Origin of the sequence: Streptomyces pyxinae (assembly GCF_024756275.1) — a bacterium.
Taxonomy (GTDB): Bacteria; Actinomycetota; Actinomycetes; order Streptomycetales; family Streptomycetaceae; genus Streptomyces; species Streptomyces pyxinae.
Map to the genome: position 1 here is coordinate 71,946 of NZ_JANUGQ010000021.1, position 21,311 is coordinate 93,256.

Sequence of the window (21,311 nt, forward strand, 5' to 3'; positions counted from 1 at the left end):
GGAACGTCTTCCAGGGGAATTCCCCCGGCAAAATGCGCGATGAATTCCCGCCAGAAGACACCTAGTTCGCGCCTGGGCAGTTTCTTCTGCCGCAGCGCAGAACGTTCCTTGCGTCGGTGGAAGGTCGACCGACACACTGGTGACAAGCGCAGGGAGGAACCCGGATGCACACGGACGTCGAGTCGGCCTCGCCCGCTCTGTGTCGTTTACAGCTGGCCCGCGAGCTCAAGCAGCACCGCCTCGCGGCCGGTCTGAGGAACGGCCAGGTGGTCAAGCGGCTCCTCTGGAGCGCGTCGAAGATCACCCGGCTGGAGTCGGGAGACAACGTCACCGTGGAGCCCGCCGATGTCATCGCGCTGTGCGACATGTACGGCGTCGACGGCGACGCTCGCGCGCTTCTCGTCAACTACGCGGCGGTGACCAAGACCAAGCGCGACTGGTGGCAGTCGGCGGAGTACCGCCAGGTGATCACGCCCAGCTTCAGGGCGTACCTGGGGCTGGAAGCCGCCGCGAGTGCGATGCAGAACTACGAGAGTGAGTTCGTTCCCGGTCTGCTCCAGATCGAGCCGTACGTCCGTGTGATCCACCGGCGCGCTCATGAGGGGCTCTCCGAGGAGGAGATCGACAAGCTCGTCCAGGTACGAGTGACCAGGCAGGCGGCGTTGACCCGGACCAACGCTCCACTGAAGTTCTCTGCGATCATCAATGAGGCGGTCCTCCGCCGAAGGGTGGGTGACGCGGACGTGATGCGGGCGCAGATGAACCACATCGTGGAGATGGCTTCGCTGCCGTCCGTACGGGTCCAGGTCCTGCCGTACCGAGCCGGAGCGCACCCGGGTATGAACGGGGCGTTCATCCTCCTACGGTTCCGGGACAACGGTCCGAAGCCGATCATTTATCTGGAGAACCTGGCGGACGCCCTGGTCAACCGCCGGGAGGAGGACGTGGAGCGGTACGAGGACGCGTTCACCGACCTGCAAAGTCTTGCTCCGGGGCCCGAAGAGTCTCTGAGCATCATCAAGGAAGCGATCAAGGAGTGGCATTGATGACCGACAAGGCCGAGGCGCTGCGCGGTGCCGACTGGTTCACGTCGAGCTACAGCAACGACCAGGGCGGTGCGTGCGTCGCGGGCGCCCGCCTCGCGGACGGTCGGATGGCGGTGCGGGACTCCAAGAACCCGGCCGGTCCCGCGTTCGTGTTCGAGGCCGGAGTCTGGGGGTCCTTCGTGACCTCGCTCGGTGCGTCGGAGACCGGCAACCGGGCCTGACCAGAGGCCCGTTCGGCTGAGGGCCCGCCCCTCCCCCTGCCCGGGGAGGGGCGGGCCCTCAGCCCTGGGTGGTCGGGCGGATGGTGATCTCCCCGATCTCCACATCGTGGGGCTGCTCGACGGCGAAGGCGATGGCGCGGGCCACGGCCTCCGGCGCGATGGCCGACTCCGCCATGCTCCGGCGGATCTTCGCCCGGACCTCGGGGTTGTCGATGGAGTCGGCCAGTTCGGTGCGGACATAGCCGGGGGAGATCGACGTGGTGCGCAGCACCCCGTCGGTCGATTCCTGCCGCAGACCCTCCAGCAGGGTGCGGACGGCGTTCTTGGTGGCGGCGTACACCGCCTGATGGGGGACGATCTTCAGCCCGGCCGTCGAGACCGTGGTCACCAGGTGTCCTCGGCCCTGCCGCCGGAACACCGGGAGCGCCGCCGCGATGCCATGGAGCACGCCGCGCAGGTTGACGTCGATCATCGCGGACCAGCCCTCGGTGTCCAGGTCGCTCACGGGGCCGATCGTGGCGATGCCGGCATTGCTCACCAGCACGTCGAGTCGGCCGAACTCATCGACGGCCCCGGCGACCAGGCGTTCGAGGTCTGCGGGGCGGGTGACATCGGTGGTGCGGGTGGCGGCACGCCCGCCGCTCGCGCGGATGCTCTCCGCGAGTTCTTCGAGGCGTTCCGTGCGGCGGGCGCCGAGGACGACGGCCGCTCCGCGTCCGGCGAGCAGCCGGGCGGTGGCCTCCCCGATGCCGCTGCTCGCTCCGGTGATGGCGACGACCTTGCCGCTGATGTCCGACATCGGGATCTCCTCCGGCATAATGTGGACACGTGTCCGCTTACTGGATCCAGCGTACCGGACACGTGTCCGTTTAGCTCTGTCGTCGTGCCGAGGACCGATGAACCCACCACCCTCACCACCCGCACCACGCCGCCGTGCCGACGCGGCCGCCAACCGCGCCAGGATCGTCCAGGCCGCCCGGGAGGCCGTCGCGGAGTCCGGCGACATCGCGCTCAACGCGGTCGCCAAACAGGCCGGGGTCGGTCAGGGCACCCTCTACCGCCACTTCCCGACCCGGGAGGATCTGCTGGCCGAGGTCTACCGGCAGGAGGTGGACGAACTGGTCGCCGCCGCGCCCGCGTTGCTGATCGAGTACGAGCCGGCCGAGGCGCTGGCCCGCTGGTTCGACCGGGTGGCCGACTACGCGCGGGTCAAGCGCGGGGTGCTGGCCGCCGTCGAAGTGGCCGTGTGGCGCGACCTCACCACCCACAGCCTGGGCCCGATCGGGGACGCGGTGACCACCCTCCTCGAAGCGGGCCGGGCCGACGGAAGCCTCCGGCCCGACGTGGACGCCCGCGATGTCATCCTGCTCATCGGCTACTTGTCACGGCTGGACGACGCCGAGTGGGACACCCGCGCCCGCCATCTCCTCGATGTGGTCCTCGACGGCCTGCGCCCCCGCACCTGACGCCCGAGCCGGCCCGGCGGGTCCGCGAGGACTGGCGCGTAACAGCGTTCCCCCGCCCGCTCCACGTCCCGCAAGCTCCTTCCAGAGCACCCCCCTCGCCCCGGCACACCGGCCCGGGGCGACCACGCCAAGGAGCGCCGTCATGAACCACCCAGCCGAATCGCCGCGCGACGCCGACTGGTTCACCTCCAGCTACAGCAACAACCAGGGCGGCGCGTGCGTGCAGGGCGCCCGCCTCCCCGACGGCCGGATGGCCGTCCGCGACTCCAAGCACCCCTCCGGCCCCGCCTTCACCTTCAAGGCCGGGTCCTGGGGCCCCTTCCTCGCCTCCCTCTCCACGGACGGCTGAGGGGGCACGATCGATCGATCGCCGGGGCGGTGTGGGTCACCGGGCTGCCCCGGGGATGATGCCCCGGTGGTCCACCCACGCCTGCGCCGCCACCACCATGGCCGCCAGCCATCCCTCGTCGGGGCGCCTGGCGGCGACAGCACGGTGCATCCGCAGATCGGCCACAGCGAACGCGTCGACCGCCTTCGGATCCGCTGCCGCCCAGGCCGTGCAGTCGGCCGCCCAGGACTCGGCCGACTCCGGGCTGTGGCCGGCCGAGATCAGCTGCACGACGAAACAGGCCGGGTCGATGAACGCCGCCCCATGGGTGGGCCACGCCCAGTCGATGAGCCACGCGCCCGCGTTCCCCACCGTCATATTGGACGGGTTGATGTCGGTGTGCAGCAGCGCGTCGCCACGGAGGAGCGACAACTCGTCCTCGCTTCTCGCGAAGTCGTCCCACCGGTTCTCCGGCCAGTCCCGTGCGACATCGGGCAGCTCCAGGGCCGCAGCCCTGTTGAGGAGGTTCACGGCGAGGGGAAGATCCGGCGAGCCGGGTCGGAAGTCGAGGGGACGCTCCTCGACGGCCGCGAACCCGAGGATGATCCAGCCCTCCCCGTCAGCGCTCCACAGCAGTGGAGGAGACAGCGGCCGCACATGGGGGTTGATCAGCCGCTCCCGGACGATGGAGCCCCGGCGTCCTCCCGGCCGGTTGAACATGGCCTTGACGAAGAACGCTCCTTTCTCGCCGCTGATGATCGCGGCGAAATCCGAACCGAACCCCCGCTCCGGGATCTCGACCCTGATGACTTCTCCGGTGTGCGGGTGGATCAGGTCTTCGAAGTGGGCGTCGGGCAGATCAGCCACGCCGGTTCCCCTCAGGTCACGTCAGTTCTCCGGCCGACGCACGCCGGGGCCTGGGCGTGCGCTGCCATGACCCCTCCCGGCTCCGTGGCCTCCGGCTCACTCAAACAGGTGATCACGGAGCGCACGGGAACGGCTCAGAGGGTGTCGCGGACCTCCCCGCAGGAGGCGCAGACCCAGAGACCGCGCTGGCGCCACATGGTGTGGGCGCAGCGGGGGCAGCCGGTGGTCTGGATGCCGTCCGGGCCCATATGGGGCGGGTCGGGGGTGGCCGCAGCGTAGTCGATCAGGCGGGCACGGGTGCGTTCGTCGGTCGTCGCGGCCATGCGGAGGAGGCGGGCGGCCCGCGATCGGGCCTCGTCGGCGTAGTCGGTCACGGGTCCGACCTTAGGGCGCAAACCCGGCCGGGGCGGGGCAGGTTGCCCAGGGACCACCCATGCGAGGGGTATGGCCTTACGGAAAGTGACGCCGCCGGGCTCTTGGTCCCGGGCGTCCGGCTTTCCGGGAACCGGGCCGGGGTCACGGGAGTACGGTACGGGCATGAGCGCACCCGCGGAGGGGAACTGGTCCCACCGCCCCGACTACCCGCCGAAGACCCCGCCCCCGCCGAAGAAGCCGGTGGAGTTGCCCCGGCCGGACCCCAAGAACCCCAGAAGTCCCCGCCCGGACAAGGCGCGAGCGGTGATGCGGAACCGGCGCGGCGCCAACTGGCCTCTGGAGTCGGCCGATTGGGTCGTGGGACGGGCGCAGCGCCGGGTGGTGGAGCGGCTGCGGGAGTGGCGGCTGCCGTTCGACGCGCGGGCGGCCGGGCAGGTGCGGGAGGCCGTCGGCGTCCTGGTCCGGGCGGCCGTCGGGGACGGCGGCAGACGCATCAGCCTGCACCTCGCCGACGAGGACGGCCGGGCGGCGCTCATGGTCTCCAGCCACGAGGTGCCGCCCGGCGGCGAGCCGGGGGCCGAACATCTGCTCGCGCTCGTCCGGCACGGAGTCACCGACTGCGGGGTGGACGTCCTGCCGGACGGCCGCCGGCACTGGGCGGTCGTGGAACTGGAGTGAGCCGGGCCGCCGGGTGAGGCCGGTCGGCACCGGCCGCCCCGGCCGACTCGCGCGGCCGGTGCCGGGCGGGGACGGCCCGGTCGATCCGGCCGGCCGGTGTGAATCGCGCCGGGTGGTTCCGGTGCCGGTGATGTCTCGGGAGGCGCCTCGGAACGCCCGGGGGCGGTGCTCCGTGTGAGAACCGTGTGACGCTCGGACGGTGCTCCTGCGGTGGCGCCCCCCGGGGGGGCTTCCGCCTGACGGCAGATGGTACGGCAGATGGTGCTGCCGGGGGGTGCTCGGTGGTGCTGTCGAACGGCGCTCCGGTGGTGCTCCCGCGTGACGCCACGGGCGCGGGCGCGCGCCTGGGCCGGTGGGCGGGCCCGCCGCCGTACGATCGGCCGGTCCGGCAGGCAGGACCGGGGCAGCCGGGGCAGCCGGGACGGACGCGGCAGACGGACCGGACGGGGCAGGCGAAGGGCGGCAGACCCATGAACGCTGACCAGGGGAGAGCAGCGGGAGCACCGGGAGCACTCCGGGCACCCCGGACACCCCGGGGGAGGTCGCCTTCCGCTCGCCCACCGGGCGCTGGGTGCTCGCCGCGACGGTGCTCGGCTCGGCCATGGGGTTCCTGGACGCGACCGTGGTCAATGTCGCCCTCCCGGCGATGGGCCGGGACCTCCACGCCGACGTCTCCCAGCTGCAATGGGTGCTGGACGGCTATCTGCTGACCCTCGCCGCGCTGATCCTGCTCGGCGGCTCGCTGGCCGACCGCTACGGACGGCGCCGGATCTTCGTCGCCGGGATCGTCGCCTTCACCCTGCCCTCGGTGCTGTGCGCGGTGGCGCCCACCGCCGGAGTGCTGATCGTCGCCCGCGCCCTCCAGGGCGTCGGCTCCGCGCTGCTGACCCCGGCCAGCCTGGCGATCATCCAGGCCACCTACCGCTCCGACGACCGGGCGGCGGCCATCGGCGCCTGGTCCGCGCTGACCGGGGTGGCGTCGGCGCTGGGGCCGGTCGTCGGCGGCTGGCTCATCGATGTCTCCTCCTGGCGGTGGATCTTCCTGCTGAACGTGCCGATCGGGCTCGTCGTGCTCGCCGCCACCGCCCGCCGGGTGCCGGAGAGCCGGGACGCCACCGCGACCGGCCGGCTGGACGTGCTCGGCGGCGTACTGGCCACGGCCGGGCTCGCCGGGGTGACGTACGCGCTGATCGAGGGACCGCGCGGTGCCGCACCGCTGTGGCTGACCGGTGTGGTGCTGGCCGCCGGGCTCGCCGCGCTCGGGGCCTTCGCGGTGACCGAGCGCCGGGCGGCGAGCCCGATGCTGCCGCCCGGGCTGTTCGGGGCCACACAGTTCCTGAGCGCCAACGCGGTGACCTTCGTGGTGTACGCGGCCCTGGGCGGGGTCTTCTTCCTGCTGGTGGTCTTCCTCCAGACCTCGCTGGGCTACAGCCCGCTGTTCGCCGGGGCCGCCACCCTCCCGGTGACCCTGCTGATGCTGGTGCTCTCCTCCCGGGCGGGCGCGCTGGCCCAGCGGGTGGGGCCGCGCCTCCCGCTGACCGTGGGGCCGCTGCTGCTGGCCGGCGGGATGCTGCTGATGCTGCGGATCGGGGTGGGCGACGCCGGAGCGGAGGCGTACGCGACCCAGGTGCTGCCCGCCGTGCTGGTCTTCGGGCTCGGCCTGGCCACCACGGTCGCCCCGGTGACCGCCACCGCCCTGGCCGCCGCGCCCGCCCAGCACTCGGGGGTCGCCTCGGGCGTCAACAACGCGGTCTCCCGGGTCGCCCAACTCGCCTCGGTCGCCGCCCTCCCGCTCCTCGCGGGCCTCGGCGGCGACGACTTCCAGGACCCTCGGGCGCTCGCGGACGGCTTCCACACCGCGATGTTCATCACCGCCGGACTCGCCGTCGCCGGGGCGCTGATCGCCCTGACGAAGATCCGGAGCGATGTGCTGGAGGAGGAGCGGCGGCCCGAGGAGCCGCCCGCCGCCCCCGGGCGGAGCGGTTCCCGGGTGGCCGACTCCTGCCCGTACGAGTGCCCCATGGCAGGCACCCCCCTGCGCCCCGAGCGGCCGGGACGCCGCCCCGGCGGTGGCTCCGGCGCGTGAGAGGACCGGCGCCGCCGTGGTGTTCGGGGTCGCCACGGCGGCGCCGGCCGGCACCGGAGCGGTCCGTCAGCCGACGGCCGTCCAGTGGTCGTAGGCGTTGACCATGCGATAGGTGCGGGTCGGGCAGGAGAAGGCGCTGTTCGGCGCGTCGTACCCGGTGTCGGAGTTGGCGGGGGAGGCCGCCGACCAGACGCCGTTGGCGCGCACGGATATGTTCGAGGAATCGAAGGTGATGCCCGCCATGGCGTCACAGGAGCCTGCCCGGCCCGAGGAGCCGACCGAGGAGTAGATCTCGTAGATGTCCCAGCCGTCGTACCGGGCCTGGGTGGTGCCCGACTGGCTGTACAGCCGGTCCCAGGAGCGGGTGCGGTGGTTGTAGAGGTCGGCGGCCCAGGTGTTGCCCGACGCGGAGGTCCTGGTCACCCGGCCGGTGTAGGCGCTGGAGGATCCGTCGGTGTAGGTGCTCAGGAAGCTGCTGTCGATGGGCACCGACGCCTTGAAGATGATGCTGCGGCACCAGTCCCAGGCCGACACCGACGCCTCGCCCCGGTTGTAGACGGTGACCAGCTCGACGCAGGAGCCGCCCGCCGGGTAGAGGGTCGGGGTGTAGATGGTGGTGTCGGTGTCCCGGACCCGGACCTGGGTGGAGACGGACTGGGTGGCACAGGCCCCGTCGCTGCCCTGCAACCGCTTGAACGCGGTGCCCTGCGCGGGGTGGATGGTCGGAGCGGCGGCGACCGTGCCGCCGGCCGGGGCGGTGCGGGCGGTGGCACGGTCGCCGGGAGCGGCGAGGGCACCCTTGGCGCCCTTGCCGGGGACGTAGCCGCGCGCGGCCCGGTGCTCCTCGGTGAGCGAGCCGAGGTGCCGGGCGACCTGCTCCGGGGAGCGCGCCCCGGCCACGCTCCGGCCGGAGAGAGTCCCCGAGGTGCAGAGGTTGGCCGAAGTGGTGTTCACGGCAAGGTTGTTGGCGGAGGTGGCGGTGGCGGTGGCGGCACGGGCACCGGTGGCCGGGGCGGTGTCGCGGGCGTTCGCGGTGCCCGGGCTCAGGGACAGGGCGAACGCGGCACAGGTCAGGATCGCGGAGGTGACTCCGAGCGACTTCACGATGGGGATCCTTCCTCGGCGTGCGGGTGGCGCCCGGACACCGGGGTGGGGGAGGGAGTGGGGGCGCCCGCGGATGTGGGGGAGTGGGGCGGGGTGGGGAGGGGGGGTGCGCGGGACGGGTTCCGGCCGGGGGCGCATCCGGTGGGGGGCTGGAAACGGCCGCCCGGCGGCCCTTAGGCTGCTGCGCCGGCGTACGCCCGGGCAATGCGGGTGGCCGGAATACGGATACGCAAAGAAGTCCCGTACGGGCCGGCGGCGTTCGCCGGGCCCGGCCGACCGGATATCGGAGGGTCGCGGATGGTCGCCGCGCAGGAATCCGAGGTGGTGGCCCGGGTGCGGCGAGCCCTCGCCGCCGGGGACGGCGCTCCCCTGGTGCTGCTGGTCGAAGGCGCGGCGGGCACCGGCAAGTCGCGGCTCGCGGGGCGGATCCTCGCCGCCGCCCCGGACGGTGCGGAGTGCGCCGTGCTCTCCGCCGCCGCCGGGCCGTTGCTGTCTGTCTCGCCGTCCGGGGTGGCCGGGCTGCCCGGACCGTCGGGGGTGGCGCGGTTGTCCGGGGTGGCCGGCGTGGCTGGGCTGTCGTGGGTGCGTACGGCTCCGGGGGCCGCCCTGCTGGTCGTGGACGACGTCCAGGCAGCGGACCCGCCGGGCCGTGAGCTGCTGTGGGAGACCGTACGCACGGCCCGCCCGGGTCAGGTACTGGTGCTGGCCCACCGCCCGGAGGAACTCCCGGTGTCCGGACTGGTGCTGGGGCGCCCGCTGGTCCCGCCTCCCGGGGCCGTGGTGGTACGGCACCGGCTCGGGCCGCTCGATCCGGCGGCCGTACGGGAGCTGGCCACCGCCCGGCTCGGTGCCCCGCCGGCCGGGGACGGAGCCGTACAGCTGCACCGGATCACCGGCGGGGTGGCCCAGGTGGTGGTGGACGTGCTCGACGCGCTCGGCGGGGCGGGGCGCGCGGGCCGGGCGCTGACCGCCGGGGAGGTGGCGGCACTGGAGCCGCCGCCCCGCCTCGCCGAACTGGCCCTGGCCCGGACGGCCGCCGTCCCGGCCGCGTACCGGCCCCTGGTCTGGGCGGCGGCGGTGCTGGGCGGGCCGGTGGGCGCGGCCAGGGGGGAGCCTGCCGGTGGGTGCGCCGGTGAGCCTGCCGGTGTGTCCGCTTCGGCGGCCGAGCTGGCCGAGGTCGCCGGACTCCCTGAGGCGGCCGGGCGGGAGGGGCTCGTCCTCGCCCTTGAGACGGCCGCCCTCCAGGAACTCGGCCCCGACACCTACGGGTTCGCCGTCCCGCTGGCCGGACAGGCCGTCGCCGCCTCGCTGCCGGGGCCCCGGCGCGCCGCCCTGCACCGCGCGGCGGCCCGGGTGCTGGCCGGCCGCCGGGAGCCGCCCTGGCCGTCGGTGGCCGCGCAGCTGGAGGCCGGGGGCGAGGAGCGGGGCCGGCTCCGGGCCGTCGAGCGCGCCATCGGCACGTACCTGGAGGCCCGGTGCCACGACGAGGCCGACCGGTTGCTGCGCCGGACCCTGGCCGACCGGCGCCTGGCCGCGCACTCCCGCGCCCGGCTCGCCGCCACGGCCATGGGCCCGCTTGCGGCGGCGCTGCCGGTCGCCGCCGCCGAACGGCTGCTCGGCTCCATCGCCGGCGACCCGGCCCTGCCGGAGGCCGTACGGGGACAGGCGCGGATCTCACTGGCGCTGGCGCTGTGCACCCCGCTGCCGCCCGACCGGGAACGCTGGCTGCGCCTGGAGCGCGCGGCCCGTGAGCTGTCAGGGCAACCGGCTCTGGCGGCACGAGTGTTGTCCGGGATGGCGATACCGCACTGGCCCGGTGCCACGCTCGCGGAGCACCTCCACTGGCTGGAGCGGGCCGAGGCGACGGCGGCGACCGTCCGGGAGCCCGCGCTGCACGCGGCCGTCGCCGCCAACGGGGTCTCCTTGCTGCTGACCGTCGGTGAGCCCCGGGCCGGCCGCCACCTCGCCGCTCGGCCCGGGCCGGGCGAGGAACCGGAGCGGCTGCACCACTGGGTGCGGGGGCTCTCCAACGCCGCCGACGCCGCCACCTGGCTGGGGCGTTACCGGGAGGCCCGGGACTGGCTGGACCAGAGCCTGGCCCATCCGGCGCGCCGTCCCGCCGGCCGGGCCGACTCGACCGTCACGCTCGCCGGGCGCAGTGCCGCGCTGCTGCTCGACTGGTTCACCGGCCGCTGGACGGGCCTGGCCGACCGGGCCGAACAGCTGATGGCCCAGGTCTCCGGGCGGCCGGTACTCGGTACCGAGGCCCAATTGGTGCTGGCTTCCCTGGCGTTGGCCCGGGGAGACTGGCAGCAGGTGACCGAGCGCCTCCTCGGCCCCCAGGTACCCTCCCCGGACGCCCAGATGGTGCCGGTCGCGGCGGCCGCGTCCGCCGTGCTGATCCGCCTCGCCCTCGCCCGGGGCGAGCCCGAGGCGGCCCGCGCGGAGGCGGTGGCGGCCTGGGCCCGGCTGCGGCGGAAGGGCATCTGGGCATGGGCCGCCGAGCTGGCCCCCTGGGCGGTCGCCGCCGCACTGGCCACCGGGCGGACGGCGGAGGCCCGGCGCCTGACCGAGGAGTTCAGCTCGGGGCTGCGCCGGCTGTCGGCCGCTCGGCCGTACCCGGTGCCCGCGGGGGAGTCGGCCGCTCGGCCGTACCGGGCGTCTGCGGGGGACCCGGCGGGTGGGCCGCACTGCCTGTCGGTCGAGGACCCGGGCGGTCGGCCGTACCGGTTGCCTGTGGAGGATCCGGCCGGTCAGTCGTGCCCGCCGCCTGTGGAGGAGCCGGCCGACCGGGCGTACTTGCCGCCTGCGGAGGATCCGGCCGGCCGGCCGTGCCGGGCGGCTGTGGGGGAGTCGGCGGGTGGGCCGTACTGTGTGCCGCCCCCGGCCGCCGAGGCCGCCGCGCACTGGTGCCGTGCCGCGCTGGCCGAGGCGGCCGGCGACCATGCCGGGGCGCTGGCCGGTTACCGGGCCTCGGCCGCCGGGTACGCCGCGTTGCCCCGGCCGTACCTCGCCGCACTGGCCGCCGAGGCCGCCGCCCGGTGTGCGCTCGCCACCGGGGACCCGGCGGCCGGCCGCGCCGAACTGGAGGGCGCGGTACGGGTCCTGGCCGGTCTCGGGGCGGTCTGGGACGCCGCCCGGGTACGTGCCGCCCTCCGGCTCGCCGCGCCCCCTGCCGCCCCGCCCCGCCGGGGGCGCCCGCCCGGTGCTCCTGGGCTCTCGCCCCGGGAACGCGAGGTCGCGGAGCTGGCCGGGAGCGGCCTCACCAACCGCGAGATCGCCGACACCCTGCACCTCTCGCCCCGCACGGTGGAGCAGCACGTCAGCCGCGCGATGCGCAAACTCTCCGCGCCCTCCCGCCGCGCCCTGACCCCGCTCCCGGCGGATCCGGACGACCCCGGATAGCCCGCCGGGCGCCCCGCCCCGCCCCGGCGGCCGGAGGCGTGCGGGTCAGCCGCCCTGGCCGGCGCTGCCGATCGGGCCGACCGTGACCGGGGACCCGCTGCCGTCCGTGACCGGCAGCGTGGCGGCGCCCGGCCAGCCGAGGGTGACCGACTTCGTCTCGTTCGGCGGGGTCACCACCAGCCCCGTGATGCGGACGCCGGAGCCGCCCGAATCGTTGTTCGGGTAGTTGATACCGAAGTACACCGACTCGCCGCTCTTGAGGACGACCGGGTCGGCACCCTTGCCCTTGCGCTTCGCGGAGAGCGACCCCGCGCTGGTCTTGAGGTCGACCCCCGCGAACCCGGAAACGGTGCAGTCCCGGCCGCTGCCGTTCTTCAGCTGTACCGCGACCGTGCGGTCCGGGTCGCCGCCGATGGTGTTGTCCGTCGCCGTGATCTTCAGATCGTCGGTGCGGCACTTCCCGGTCTTGCCGCTCTCCTGTGAACCGGTCCCGGCGGCCGTCCCGGGCCCGCCGGAGCTCTTTCCGGCGGAGCTCGTCCCACCGGAACCCTTCCCGGCGGAGTCGTTCCCCGCGGAGTCCGTCCCGCCGCCCTGATCCGAGCCGGCCGAGCCGGAACCACCGCCCGTGGAGGAGGCGGTGGACGCGGCGGCCGGCTGGCTCTCTACCGCGCCGCCGTCGTCGTTCTGGCAGGCCGTGAGCGAGAGTCCCGCGACAACGGCCAGGGCCGTGAAGGTGAGCTTGTGAACGCGCATCGTTCTTCCTCGGTGTCGGAGGTATCGGTGGTATCGCTTGGGGTGCCGGCCGCTCGTCCCGTGTGGGTACGAACGGGTGTGTCCGATCACCAGGATTGCCCGCCCCGACCGCCCGTTCCGGCCAACCCCCCGCCGGTACATTCCTGTTACACGCAGCTGATCACCCGCACCACCCGCTCGCAGCCGCCACCCACCGGTACGGACCTCGGTACGGACTCCGGATGGTGCTCGCGGCGTCGTTGCTCTCTTGTGGTTACCGAGGAACCAGAGGAGAGTAGTGGCCGACCCGCAAGAACATGGATGTCGGTGACAGGGGACTCGATGGTGACCGAGCGGCTCCTCAAGGGCCTGCCCGAGGACGCGGATCTGCGACGCGCGGACTCCCTGGCGCGGGAGATCTTCTCCGATGTCGCCAACAAGTGGGCGTTCCTGATCATCGAGGCCCTGGGGGAACGAACCCTGCGCTTCAGCGAGGTGAGGAGCGAGGTCGAAGGCATCAGCCACAAGATGCTCACCCAGAACCTGCGCATGCTGGAGCGCAACGGTCTGGTCCACCGGAAGGTGCACCCCACCGTGCCGCCACGGGTCGAGTACACCCTCACCGAGCCGGGCCGCGCCCTGCGCGCCACGGTCGACGCCATGTGCGGCTGGACCCATCAGCACCTCGGCCACATCGAGGACGCCCGCCGCCGCTTCGACACCTGACGGATGCGCGGCATCAGGCTGACGCGGCAACGCGCAAGTCGCCCCTCGCGCGCTCCGGCACCGGCGAGTGCGTTGTGTCGCATGCGCGCGGACGCTGTGCCCCTGCCGCACTTCGGGCAGGCGCAATCACGCCCTTGCGCACCCACGTTCGGGCGGGCAGGGTCCCAGTACCGAGTACGTCACCAGCCCTCTTCACCGGAAGTGAGCGAAGACGACCATGGTCAAGCGCGAAAACCCCGATGGCACCGGCACGTCCGGCCTGCTGATCGCCGTCGAACACCTGACCCGCGTGCAGGACCGCTTTGACACTCAGGAGTCCGACCCCACCGGCACATCCGCCGGCGACGATGGAGAGAACCGCGACGGTCTGAACCATCCGGAGACGTAGCCGCGCCCCGCGTTCGAGCCCCGCGCTCTGGCCCCGCCCCGCCCCGCAGCGGGGCGGGCCCGGCCCGCTCTCTCCCGCCTCCGGAGGACGTCGTGCACCACCGACTCGTGGAAGCCCTTGAAGCCGCCTTCGGCTGGACCGGACCGGCTCCCCTGGGCGGTGAGTTCACCCGTGGCCGCCTCACCGACCCGGCTCTGCCGTCCCGGTTGCTGACTCCGGCCCGCCTTCTGGACACCGTCATGCGGCGCGGCCTGTCCCACCCGCAGTTCCGTGCCTTCCAGGACGGGCGTGAGCTCCACCCCGGTGAATACTTCACCGACACCGTCACCCGGCGCGGGCAGGGCATCCGCTTCGTGAACATGACCCGCCTGTCCGCGCTCATGCAGGACGGTGCGACGCTCGTCCTGGACGAGCTCGACTTCTTCGATCCCGCCCTGGAGGTCGCGTGCCGGGCCCTTCAGTGGTGGTCCCGCGAGCTCGTCCAGGTGAACGCCTACCTCACCACGCAGGACGCGGCCGGGTTCGCCCTGCACTGGGACGACCATGACGTGGTGATCGTCCAGATCGTGGGCGAGAAGTCGTGGGACGTGCGCGGTGCCTCGCGGCCGGTGCCGATGTACCGGGACGCCGAGCCGAACAACACCCCACCGGAGAGCACGATCTGGCGAGGCACCCTCCGCGCCGGCGACGTGGTGCACATCCCGCGCGGTCACTGGCACCAGGCCACCCGCACCGACCGGGGTGGTGGCTACTCTCTGCACCTGACCTTCGGGTTCGTCAAGCGCACGGGTGTGAACTGGCTGACATGGCTGACCGACCAGTGCCGCCGCGACGAGGTGTTCCGCGCCGATCTCGACCGCTGGGGCGCCCCCGCCGACCAGTCGCAGCAGGAGCAGCAGCTCACAGTCGCGCTCACGCGCCTGGCCGAGGACTACCCGCCTTCGGCGTTCCTCGCCGCCCGGGAGCGGGAACGCCCCGCGGCCCGGCACGTCCAGACCGCAGGCCTCTTCGGACCTCCGGCCGCGCTGGTCTGCGTGACGGACTTCCGGCCGCTCATCGAGGCCGACGACGAGCAGGTCCGCATCATCGCTTCCGGTAAGCAGATCACCGTGCACGCCAAGGCCGAGCCGGCGGTGCGGCTGATGCTGTCCGGGGAGCCCGTCGACATCGAGCGGGTGGGCATCGAGACCGGCATTGACGGCCGGGAGCTCGTCGGCATCTTCATCCGGGAGGGCCTGTGCGCGGAGCTGACCGACGAGTTGTCCTCGGCCTGTACCGCGTGGCTCCGACCCGCCCGCTCCTCGAACACGCCCTGACTGCCGGGGTCACCGCACTGGACACCGCCTTCAACTACGACGCCTACGCCGGACACCGCGTCCTGGCCCGCGCTGCCGCCGGGGGGCTGCTGGAGAAGTTCGAGGTGTCGACGAAGGTCGGCTACTTCCCCGACGGCCACACCCTCGAACCGGCCAGGCTGCGTGCTGCCGTCGAGCGCGCGGCCGCCGAACTGGGCCGGCCGCCTGACACGGTGCTCCTGCACAACCCCGAGCACGCCCCGGCCGGCCTGGCGGCGGCCTGCGACACGCTGGCCGCCTGCCGCGACGCCGGGTTGTGCGCGGCATGGGGGATCGCCGCCTGGAATCCGAGCCCGCTCCTCAGCGCGGCCGCCGGCATCGATGTGCGGCCGGACGTCCTGATGGTGCGCGCCGGCCTCGCCGTACGGGGCGACGTCCTGGACGCGGCCGAGCGGCTCACCCTCGCACTGGGCGCGGCCGACCGATGGGGTATGGCACCCTTTGCGGGCAACCCGAATGATCCGGTCTGGTCGAAGGTCGATGCCACGGTGTTCCTCGAACCTGGACAGCGGGCGTCGGCCTCTCGCGTACAGGCCGGTCTCGCCGCCGCGTTCGCTCTGCCCGCCGTCTCCCGGATCGCCGTGGGAACCTCCAGCCCGCAGCACCTCGACGAGCTCGCCGCCGCCGTCCGGTACGCGGCCGGCCCCGCCGTTGTCGACGAGTACCGGGAACTCCTGCGGGCCGGTGCCGGACGGAGGAAAGGAGACCAGCGTGCCGCCCACGCCCACCATGGATGATCTGCGAACCGTCCCGCACGACGACGTCCTCGCCGACGCGGAGAAGCGCACCGGGCACGCCCTGGACCGCGAGCACGCGCACTACAGCCGGTTCAATGGCACGGTCGGCTTCCCGACTGCCGTCGGCACGTGGGTCCGCCTCGCCTGGTGCCGTCCGGGGCAGCTCAGCTCCACGTCCTGGACAGGAATCGAGGCGTCCGTCGCCATCAAGGGCGTACCCCGTCCGCAGTGGTTCGCGGGCTCCCAGTGGCACGATCCCGAGCGCGGCGTCGTCTGGCGGGTCGACGAGATGAGCCGCGCCCCCGCGCCCGCCGTCTCCCCGGCCGGCACCGTCGACCAGGACCCGGACCTGCCCGCACTCTGGTGGAGGGAACTGGGCGGCGCGCTGGCGGTGTTGGCCCGGCACGACACGCACCGGGTATGCCTGCGGCAGGAACATCTGACCGCCCGGATCCGTGAAGCCTACGGCGACGCCGTCGACACCACCATCACCGAGTGGGCGTGCGCGCACGGTGACGTCGGCTGGGCCAACGTGACCGCACCGGAGCTCACCCTGCTGGACTGGGAGAGCTGGGGGAACGCGCCGGCTGGCTATGACGCCGCCTGTCTGTGGTCCGCGTCCCTGCCTGTACCGGCCCTGGCCGAGCGGGTGCTGGCCGAGTTCGACGACGTCCTCGGCACCCGGCCCGGGCGCCTCTCCCGGCTGATGCTGTGCGCGAACATCGAACGGGCCCACCGGCGATCGGGCAAGACCACGCGGCTGACCGCCCCGGCCCGGGTCGCGGCGCAGGGGCTGCTCGACCTGCTCGGCTGAATGAGCGCGGGTCGGTCCTCGGGTTGTCGGGCTGTCTCCAGTTCCTCCGGCGTATGGGCGCCGTCACCCTCAGGGGTGACCGCGCCGGCCGGAGCACGGCGGGAGTACGGCTCGGGCGCGGTACCTGCTCACCGGCTCGTCGTTAGCAGACGAGAGAGTGAGGTGAGCCGCATGGCGACCTTTCGGATCTACCGGCCGCTGTCCCGGACCGAGTCCGCGTTCTGTGAGGCGTGCTGGCGTGAGCCGTCGGCGTTCCGGAGGCAGCGTGACCGGGCGTTGCTGTGCGAGGGGTGCGCGGCGGCCGACCACCCCGTACGGACGGAGCAGTTTCCGCCGCTCGGGATCTACGGCCTGACGAGGCGCCGGGTCGGGGCCGGGGAGTCCGGGGCGTCGGCCGGGCCGGGGGCGGCGCCCGGCGACGGCGCCCGTCGGCCGAGGCCGGCGCCGGAAGCGCCGCCGGGGACCCCTCCGGTGTAGCCGGTCCGGACGCCGCCCGTGCCGGAGTCGCCGTCGCACTCGCCCGCACGCGGAAGGTGCGCTCCGGGTCACCGCCGGTGGGGAACGGGTCTTCACGGGCGGCGATCCGGAGGGCGGGCCCCGGTGGGGGCCGTCGGCGCCCGGGGTCAGATCGACTTGGTGACGCGGAGGATCTGCCAGATGGCGGGGAGGCTCGCGCGGCCGTGGAAGGCGAGGTACTCGGGGAGGATCAGCTCGGGGGCCCACTTCTCCTTGTAGGCGAGCTGACTGGCGGCCGGGTAGACCTTGTCGCCGCGCTCGGCGAGCAGGCGCATCAGGCGGGTGGTCATGGGACTGGCGCCGGGGACCTCGTGGCCGGGGGCGAGACCGGTGAACGGGGTGAAGCCGAAGTGCAGCCACTCGGCGCCCTCGTCGCGGAAGGTCTCCATGGCGTGCAGGTTGATGGCCTCCATCACCCCCGGCGGGGCGGTCGCGCGGCGGCGGCTCAGGTCGTGCAGCCAGCCGGGGTGCGAACCGTACGCGGGGGAGTAGGAGATGTAGCCGATGGGCTCGCCCGCCAGCCGGCCGAGCAGCAGCCGCCGGTGGGGCTGGGCCGGGCCGCCGCACTCACCGACCAGGAACTCGATCTCCTTGACGTGCCGGCCCTTGGACCTCAGCCACTCCTGGTCGATCGAGGCGAGTTCGCCGGTGTGCCGCTCGTACGGGACCTCGGTCACCTCCAGGCCGCTCCGCCGGGCCTTGGAGATCTTGTTGCGCAGCTTCATGAACTTGGTGCCGCGCAGGCTGTGGCCCGGCAGCCGGACGGCGTACGACGAGCCCACCTGGTTCACGGTGAAGCCGCACCGGGCGTACAACTCGGCGTCGGAGCGCTGGAGCTGGACCGCCACCACCTTGCGGCGCGTGGTACGGGCGAAGCCGAGGAAGGCGCGGAGCAGCCGCTCCCGGTCGGCCTCGGGCGCGAAGACCCCGCCGAACTGGATCAGGAACCGGCCCGCCTCGCGGTAGGCGATCAGCCCGGGCGAGCCGGACCCGGACGACCCGGGCGCGGCGGGGTCGGTGAAGTAGGCGTTGCCGGCGTTCAGGGCGAGGAAGGCGCTGGGATTGTCGGCGCTCTCCCGGAGGGCCGCGATCACGCCTTCATGGCCGATCTCCGGGTCGACCGTGGTCATCCGCAATCCCCTGTCGTCGTGGTCGGTGTGCACGGCGCCGTCGTGTGCGGGCGGCGGAACGTGGCGGAACGTGCTGGACCGCCATGGTCCGGGAGAGCGCTCTCATTGGCCTGATACCGCCGTCTCAGGTTCGTCTCCGGTGATTGTCAGGGCCCCCTGTGACAGTCGGGTGGCAAGGGCATCACTTTGGACATTCTTCCCGCCCCGAGGGCGGAGGCGGGGGAGCGGAGGATCTGCGTGAGCAGTGCCCGTACGGCGCCGGAGGCGTCGCATTCCCCTGACGGCGCGGGCGACGGCTCCGGTCTGCTGACCTACGCCTCGCTCGTCGACGGCAAGAGCGTGCCGAGCGACCAGTGGGTCTATGTGGTCGACTCGGACGCGCTCCTGGAGGACGCCTTCGCCAGCCTGACGCTGAAGCGGAAGCTGGAGAGCGGCCGGCTGGCCCCCGAGGACCTGCCCGGCGGCAGCATCGTCGGCCGGGTGGCGCGGGCCGACCGGGAGACCGTGGTCGGGGCCGTCGAGGCGGCGGCCCGGGCGACCCGCGAGTGGAACGCGTTCCCGCTGGACGAGCGGCTGGACCGGTTCGGCGCCCTGCTGCGCCGGCGGCTGGCCGAGAAGGCCGACCGCACCATCGAGATCCTGCTGCGGGAGGGCCATCCGCTGGCGCTGGCCCGCTGGCAGGTCTCCGGCGCCCTGGAGTGCTTCGGGCCCGAGTCGCTCGCCTTCTACCGCGGCCAGATGCTGCACGAGACCCGGCACGGGGCGCGGAACATATCCGTGCGCCGCCGGCCGGACGGCGTGGTCTGCCTCAACCCGCCGCAGAACGCCCCGCTGTCCAGCGCGCTGTTGGGCGTCACCGCGATGATGGCGGGCAACTCCCTGGTCGTACGGGCCCCGCGCAGCGCCCCGCTCGGGGTGATGTACGTCCTCCACGAGGTGGTCGCGCCGGTGCTCCAGGAGCTGGGCGCGCCCGGCGGCACCCTGAACGTGGTCTGCGGCGACCCGGCCCCGGTGCTCTCCGCCTGGCTGGACAGCCCGCTCGTCGACGACATCATGTACTTCGGCAGCAGCGAGGCCGGGATGCGCTTCCAGGACCGCTGTGTGGCGGCGGGCAAGAAGCCGATCCTCGAACTCGCGGGCAACGACTGCGTGGTGGTGTGGAAGGACGCCGACCTCGAGTACGCCGCCGAGGCGCTGACCGAGAGCTTCTACGGCTCCGGGCAGCTCTGCATGATCCCCAACCAGGTGCTCGCCCACCCCGACGTGGTGGACGACCTGACGGCGCTGCTCGCGGAGAAGGCGGGGCGGATCCGGGCCGGTTCGGTCCGGGACGAGGACGTCCTGCTCACCCCGGTGCTGCGCAACGAGAAGTTCTTCTCCTGCCTGGAGGACGCGCTCGCGCACGGCGCCGAACTCGTCTGCGGCGGCCACGCCATGCAGGCCGACGGCACCCGGGACACCGCGGGCATCTTCCTGGAGCCGACCGTGGTCCGGGTCCGGGGAATGGAACAGGCCCGCGCGATCCAGGCGGTGTGCCACGAGACCTTCTTCCCGCTGCTGCCGGTGATCGCGGCCGACCCGGCCCCCGAGGCCGTACTGCTCGACCGGTTCACGGACTTCGTGAACAGCAATCCGTACGGGCTGCGCAACTCGGTGTGGGCCCGCGACCCCGAGGTGGTGGACCACTTCGTCACCCGGATCACCAAGGGCGGGCTGCTCAAGGTGAACGACTCCCACATCGGCTTCCTGCCCGGCCTCCCCACGCACGGCGGCACCGGGCTGACCGGCGGGGTGTACGGCGAGGCCAACTACCCGATCCTGCGCACCTCGCACATCCAGGGGGTGAGCGTCTCCGACGGCTCCGTACGCCCCCGGGACGCGGTGTTCGGCGCCTGGCGGGCGATGCGCGAGCCGGGGGCCGACGGCGGGGCGTGAACCGCGCACACCCGGCGTGCTCGGGGTGCCCCGACCCGCCGGCCGGGCCGGTGGGTCGGGCAGATATGACGACAGACATGACAGACATGGCAGAGCTGAGATCGCGGAAAGAGCAGAGAGCGAAGAGGGATCCATGCGCCCACTCGAAGCGGCACGCGCCACCTGTGAATCGTTCCTCCCCGGGCTGCTCGACCGGCTGGCCGGCACCCCGCTGGCCGAGCTGGAGACCCCGGAGAGCCCGGCCATCGGCCACTTCCGGGAGTGCGGCGGTCCCGCGCTGGTGATCCCGAAGGCGTACGGCGGGCTGGGCGCCGACCCGCTCCAGGCGATGGCCGTCACCCGCGCCCTCGCCTCCCGGGCGCCGTCCCTGTCGGTGGCGACCACCATGCACCACTTCTCCGTGGCCACCCTGTTCAGCCTCGCGGACAGCGTCCGGAGCAGCGGCATGGAGTGGGCGCTGCTCGAAGGGGTGGCCGAACAACGGCTGCTGGTCGCCTCCGGGTTCGCGGAGGGGCGGCCGGGGCAGGGCATCCTGTCCCCGACCATGACCGCCCGGAAGGCGGAGGGCGGCTATCTGATCAACGGCGCCAAGAAGCCGTGCAGCCTGGCCCACTCGATGGACCTGCTGACCGCCAGTGTGGCGCTGCCCGCCGACGACGGCGGCACGATGATGGCGGTGCTGCTGATCCCCCGGGCCACCGAGGGGATCAGTGTCCACCCGTTCTGGGCGAGCCAGGCGCTGGCGGGCGCGGAGAGCGACGAGATCCGGCTGACCGACGTCTTCGTGGACGAGCAGCTGATGATGCCCAACACCGCCGAGCCCGGCGAGCTGGATGAGCTCCAGACCGTCGGCCTCATCTGGTTCGAACTGCTCATCTCCAGCTGCTACCTGGGCATGGTGAGCGGCCTGGTCGAGCGGGCCGTGGACGGACGGCGCGGCAGCGAGTCGGACCGCGCCCGGGCGCTGATCCGGGTGGAGACGGCCGCCCAGCTCCTGGAGGGCGTGGCCCGGCGGGTGCGGGACGGCGAGACCGGCAACGAGGCGCTGGCCTCGGCGCTGGTCGCCCGGTACGCGGCACAGGACGCGCTCGGTGAGGCCCGCGACCTCGCGGTGGAACTGCTGGGCGGGGGCGCGTACATGAGCTCCTCCGAGGTGGCCGTCTTCGCCGCCGCCTCGCACGGGATCGGCTTCCACCCGCCGTCCCGGTCCGGCTTCACCGGACCCTATCTGGAGCACGTGGCGGGCGAACCGCTGCGGCTGGCCTGAGGAGGCCCCCATGACGACCACACCCATCGCCGGGCAGTCCTCCGGCGCCGCGCACTCCTCCGGTGCCACGACGCGGCCGTCCGGTGCCGCGCACAGCTCCGCCGGCGGAGCCGTCCGCCGGATACCCGGCCGGGA

General features: G+C 73.4%; 19 protein-coding genes and 1 pseudogene. 14 read left to right on the top strand and 6 right to left on the bottom strand.

All coding sequences use genetic code 11. From position 1 onward, the window contains the following. The first annotated feature begins 164 nt into the window (after positions 1-164). Positions 165-1,046: a helix-turn-helix domain-containing protein gene (locus NX801_RS22325; RefSeq protein ID WP_258789612.1), complete on the top strand. Its 882-nt coding sequence runs from the start codon at positions 165-167 to the stop codon at positions 1,044-1,046. Beyond that, entirely contained in the window at positions 1,046-1,267 is a 222-nt protein-coding gene (locus NX801_RS22330) for a DUF397 domain-containing protein (RefSeq protein ID WP_258789613.1), read from the top strand. Before NX801_RS22325 ends, NX801_RS22330 begins: the two co-directional genes overlap by 1 nt. A gap of 58 nt (positions 1,268-1,325) precedes the next feature. On the opposite strand, the gene NX801_RS22335 is transcribed toward NX801_RS22330, so the two are convergent. Beyond that, positions 1,326-2,066 carry an SDR family oxidoreductase gene (locus NX801_RS22335; protein ID WP_258789614.1) on the bottom strand — a complete coding sequence of 247 codons (741 nt, stop codon included), beginning with the start codon at positions 2,064-2,066 and terminating at the stop codon, positions 1,326-1,328. Between the two features lie 97 nt (positions 2,067-2,163). On the opposite strand from NX801_RS22335, the gene NX801_RS22340 reads away from it, so the two are divergent. Further along, positions 2,164-2,733 carry a TetR/AcrR family transcriptional regulator gene (locus NX801_RS22340; protein ID WP_258789615.1) on the top strand — a complete coding sequence of 190 codons (570 nt, stop codon included), beginning with the start codon at positions 2,164-2,166 and terminating at the stop codon, positions 2,731-2,733. A gap of 142 nt (positions 2,734-2,875) precedes the next feature. Further along, positions 2,876-3,082: a DUF397 domain-containing protein gene (locus tag NX801_RS22345; protein ID WP_258789616.1), complete on the top strand. Its 207-nt coding sequence runs from the start codon at positions 2,876-2,878 to the stop codon at positions 3,080-3,082. 36 nt (positions 3,083-3,118) lie between these two features. Here the strand turns inward: NX801_RS22345 and NX801_RS22350 are convergent, their stop codons facing one another. Together NX801_RS22350 and NX801_RS22355 are read right to left on the bottom strand one after the other, a co-directional pair. Then, positions 3,119-3,928: a protein kinase gene (locus NX801_RS22350; protein ID WP_258789618.1), complete on the bottom strand. Its 810-nt coding sequence runs from the start codon at positions 3,926-3,928 to the stop codon at positions 3,119-3,121. Positions 3,929-4,062: 134 nt separating this feature from the next. After that, complete coding sequence (locus NX801_RS22355) at positions 4,063-4,302, bottom strand: hypothetical protein (protein WP_258789620.1); 240 nt, start codon at positions 4,300-4,302, stop codon at positions 4,063-4,065. A gap of 163 nt (positions 4,303-4,465) precedes the next feature. Between NX801_RS22355 and NX801_RS22360 the strand changes: the two genes are divergently transcribed. Both NX801_RS22360 and NX801_RS22365 read left to right on the top strand, forming a co-directional pair. Beyond that, entirely contained in the window at positions 4,466-4,981 is a 516-nt protein-coding gene (locus NX801_RS22360; protein WP_258789621.1) for a hypothetical protein, read from the top strand. Between the two features lie 532 nt (positions 4,982-5,513). Continuing rightward, a pseudogene (locus NX801_RS22365) lies at positions 5,514-7,067 on the top strand (MFS transporter); the annotation flags it as partial. 66 nt (positions 7,068-7,133) lie between these two features. Here the strand turns inward: NX801_RS22365 and NX801_RS22370 are convergent. Then, a complete protein-coding gene (locus NX801_RS22370) occupies positions 7,134-8,171 on the bottom strand; it encodes a hypothetical protein (protein ID WP_258789622.1) in 1,038 nt (345 codons plus the stop codon). A 297-nt stretch (positions 8,172-8,468) separates the two neighbouring features. On the opposite strand from NX801_RS22370, the gene NX801_RS22375 reads away from it, so the two are divergent. Then, positions 8,469-11,576: a LuxR C-terminal-related transcriptional regulator gene (locus NX801_RS22375; protein WP_258789623.1), complete on the top strand. Its 3,108-nt coding sequence runs from the start codon at positions 8,469-8,471 to the stop codon at positions 11,574-11,576. A gap of 45 nt (positions 11,577-11,621) precedes the next feature. On the opposite strand, the gene NX801_RS22380 is transcribed toward NX801_RS22375, so the two are convergent. Continuing rightward, positions 11,622-12,329: a DUF4232 domain-containing protein gene (locus NX801_RS22380; RefSeq protein WP_258789624.1), complete on the bottom strand. Its 708-nt coding sequence runs from the start codon at positions 12,327-12,329 to the stop codon at positions 11,622-11,624. A 321-nt stretch (positions 12,330-12,650) separates the two neighbouring features. Here NX801_RS22380 and NX801_RS22385 point away from each other — a divergent pair, with 321 nt between their 5' ends. The 5 genes from NX801_RS22385 to NX801_RS22405 all read left to right on the top strand — a co-directional run bounded on the left by NX801_RS22385 (position 12,651) and on the right by NX801_RS22405 (position 16,328). Beyond that, a complete protein-coding gene (locus NX801_RS22385) occupies positions 12,651-13,034 on the top strand; it encodes a winged helix-turn-helix transcriptional regulator (protein ID WP_258789672.1) in 384 nt (127 codons plus the stop codon). Between the two features lie 217 nt (positions 13,035-13,251). Continuing rightward, on the top strand, positions 13,252-13,422 hold the full coding sequence (locus NX801_RS22390) for a hypothetical protein (protein ID WP_258789625.1): 171 nt from the start codon (positions 13,252-13,254) through the stop codon (positions 13,420-13,422). 92 nt (positions 13,423-13,514) lie between these two features. Beyond that, positions 13,515-14,738, top strand: coding sequence for a cupin domain-containing protein (locus tag NX801_RS22395; protein ID WP_258789626.1), 1,224 nt, complete (start codon positions 13,515-13,517; stop codon positions 14,736-14,738). Then, positions 14,702-15,514 (top strand): aldo/keto reductase, encoded by an 813-nt coding sequence (locus tag NX801_RS22400; RefSeq protein WP_258789627.1) that lies wholly within the window; start codon positions 14,702-14,704, stop codon positions 15,512-15,514. The genes NX801_RS22395 and NX801_RS22400 overlap by 37 nt, the downstream gene beginning before the upstream one ends. After that, the gene (locus tag NX801_RS22405; RefSeq protein ID WP_258789628.1) at positions 15,489-16,328 is read left to right on the top strand and encodes an aminoglycoside phosphotransferase; all 840 of its coding nucleotides are present in this window, start codon (positions 15,489-15,491) and stop codon (positions 16,326-16,328) included. The genes NX801_RS22400 and NX801_RS22405 overlap by 26 nt, the downstream gene beginning before the upstream one ends. Before the next feature lie 623 nt (positions 16,329-16,951). On the opposite strand, the gene NX801_RS22410 is transcribed toward NX801_RS22405, so the two are convergent. Next, positions 16,952-17,974, bottom strand: a complete 1,023-nt coding sequence (locus tag NX801_RS22410; RefSeq protein WP_258789629.1) for a bifunctional lysylphosphatidylglycerol flippase/synthetase MprF — start codon at positions 17,972-17,974, stop codon at positions 16,952-16,954. A gap of 237 nt (positions 17,975-18,211) precedes the next feature. On the opposite strand from NX801_RS22410, the gene NX801_RS22415 reads away from it, so the two are divergent. After that, positions 18,212-19,909 (top strand): aldehyde dehydrogenase family protein, encoded by a 1,698-nt coding sequence (locus NX801_RS22415; RefSeq protein ID WP_309505874.1) that lies wholly within the window; start codon positions 18,212-18,214, stop codon positions 19,907-19,909. Between the two features lie 133 nt (positions 19,910-20,042). Further along, positions 20,043-21,176 carry an acyl-CoA dehydrogenase family protein gene (locus tag NX801_RS22420; protein ID WP_258789630.1) on the top strand — a complete coding sequence of 378 codons (1,134 nt, stop codon included), beginning with the start codon at positions 20,043-20,045 and terminating at the stop codon, positions 21,174-21,176. The last annotated feature ends 135 nt before the right edge of the window (positions 21,177-21,311 follow it).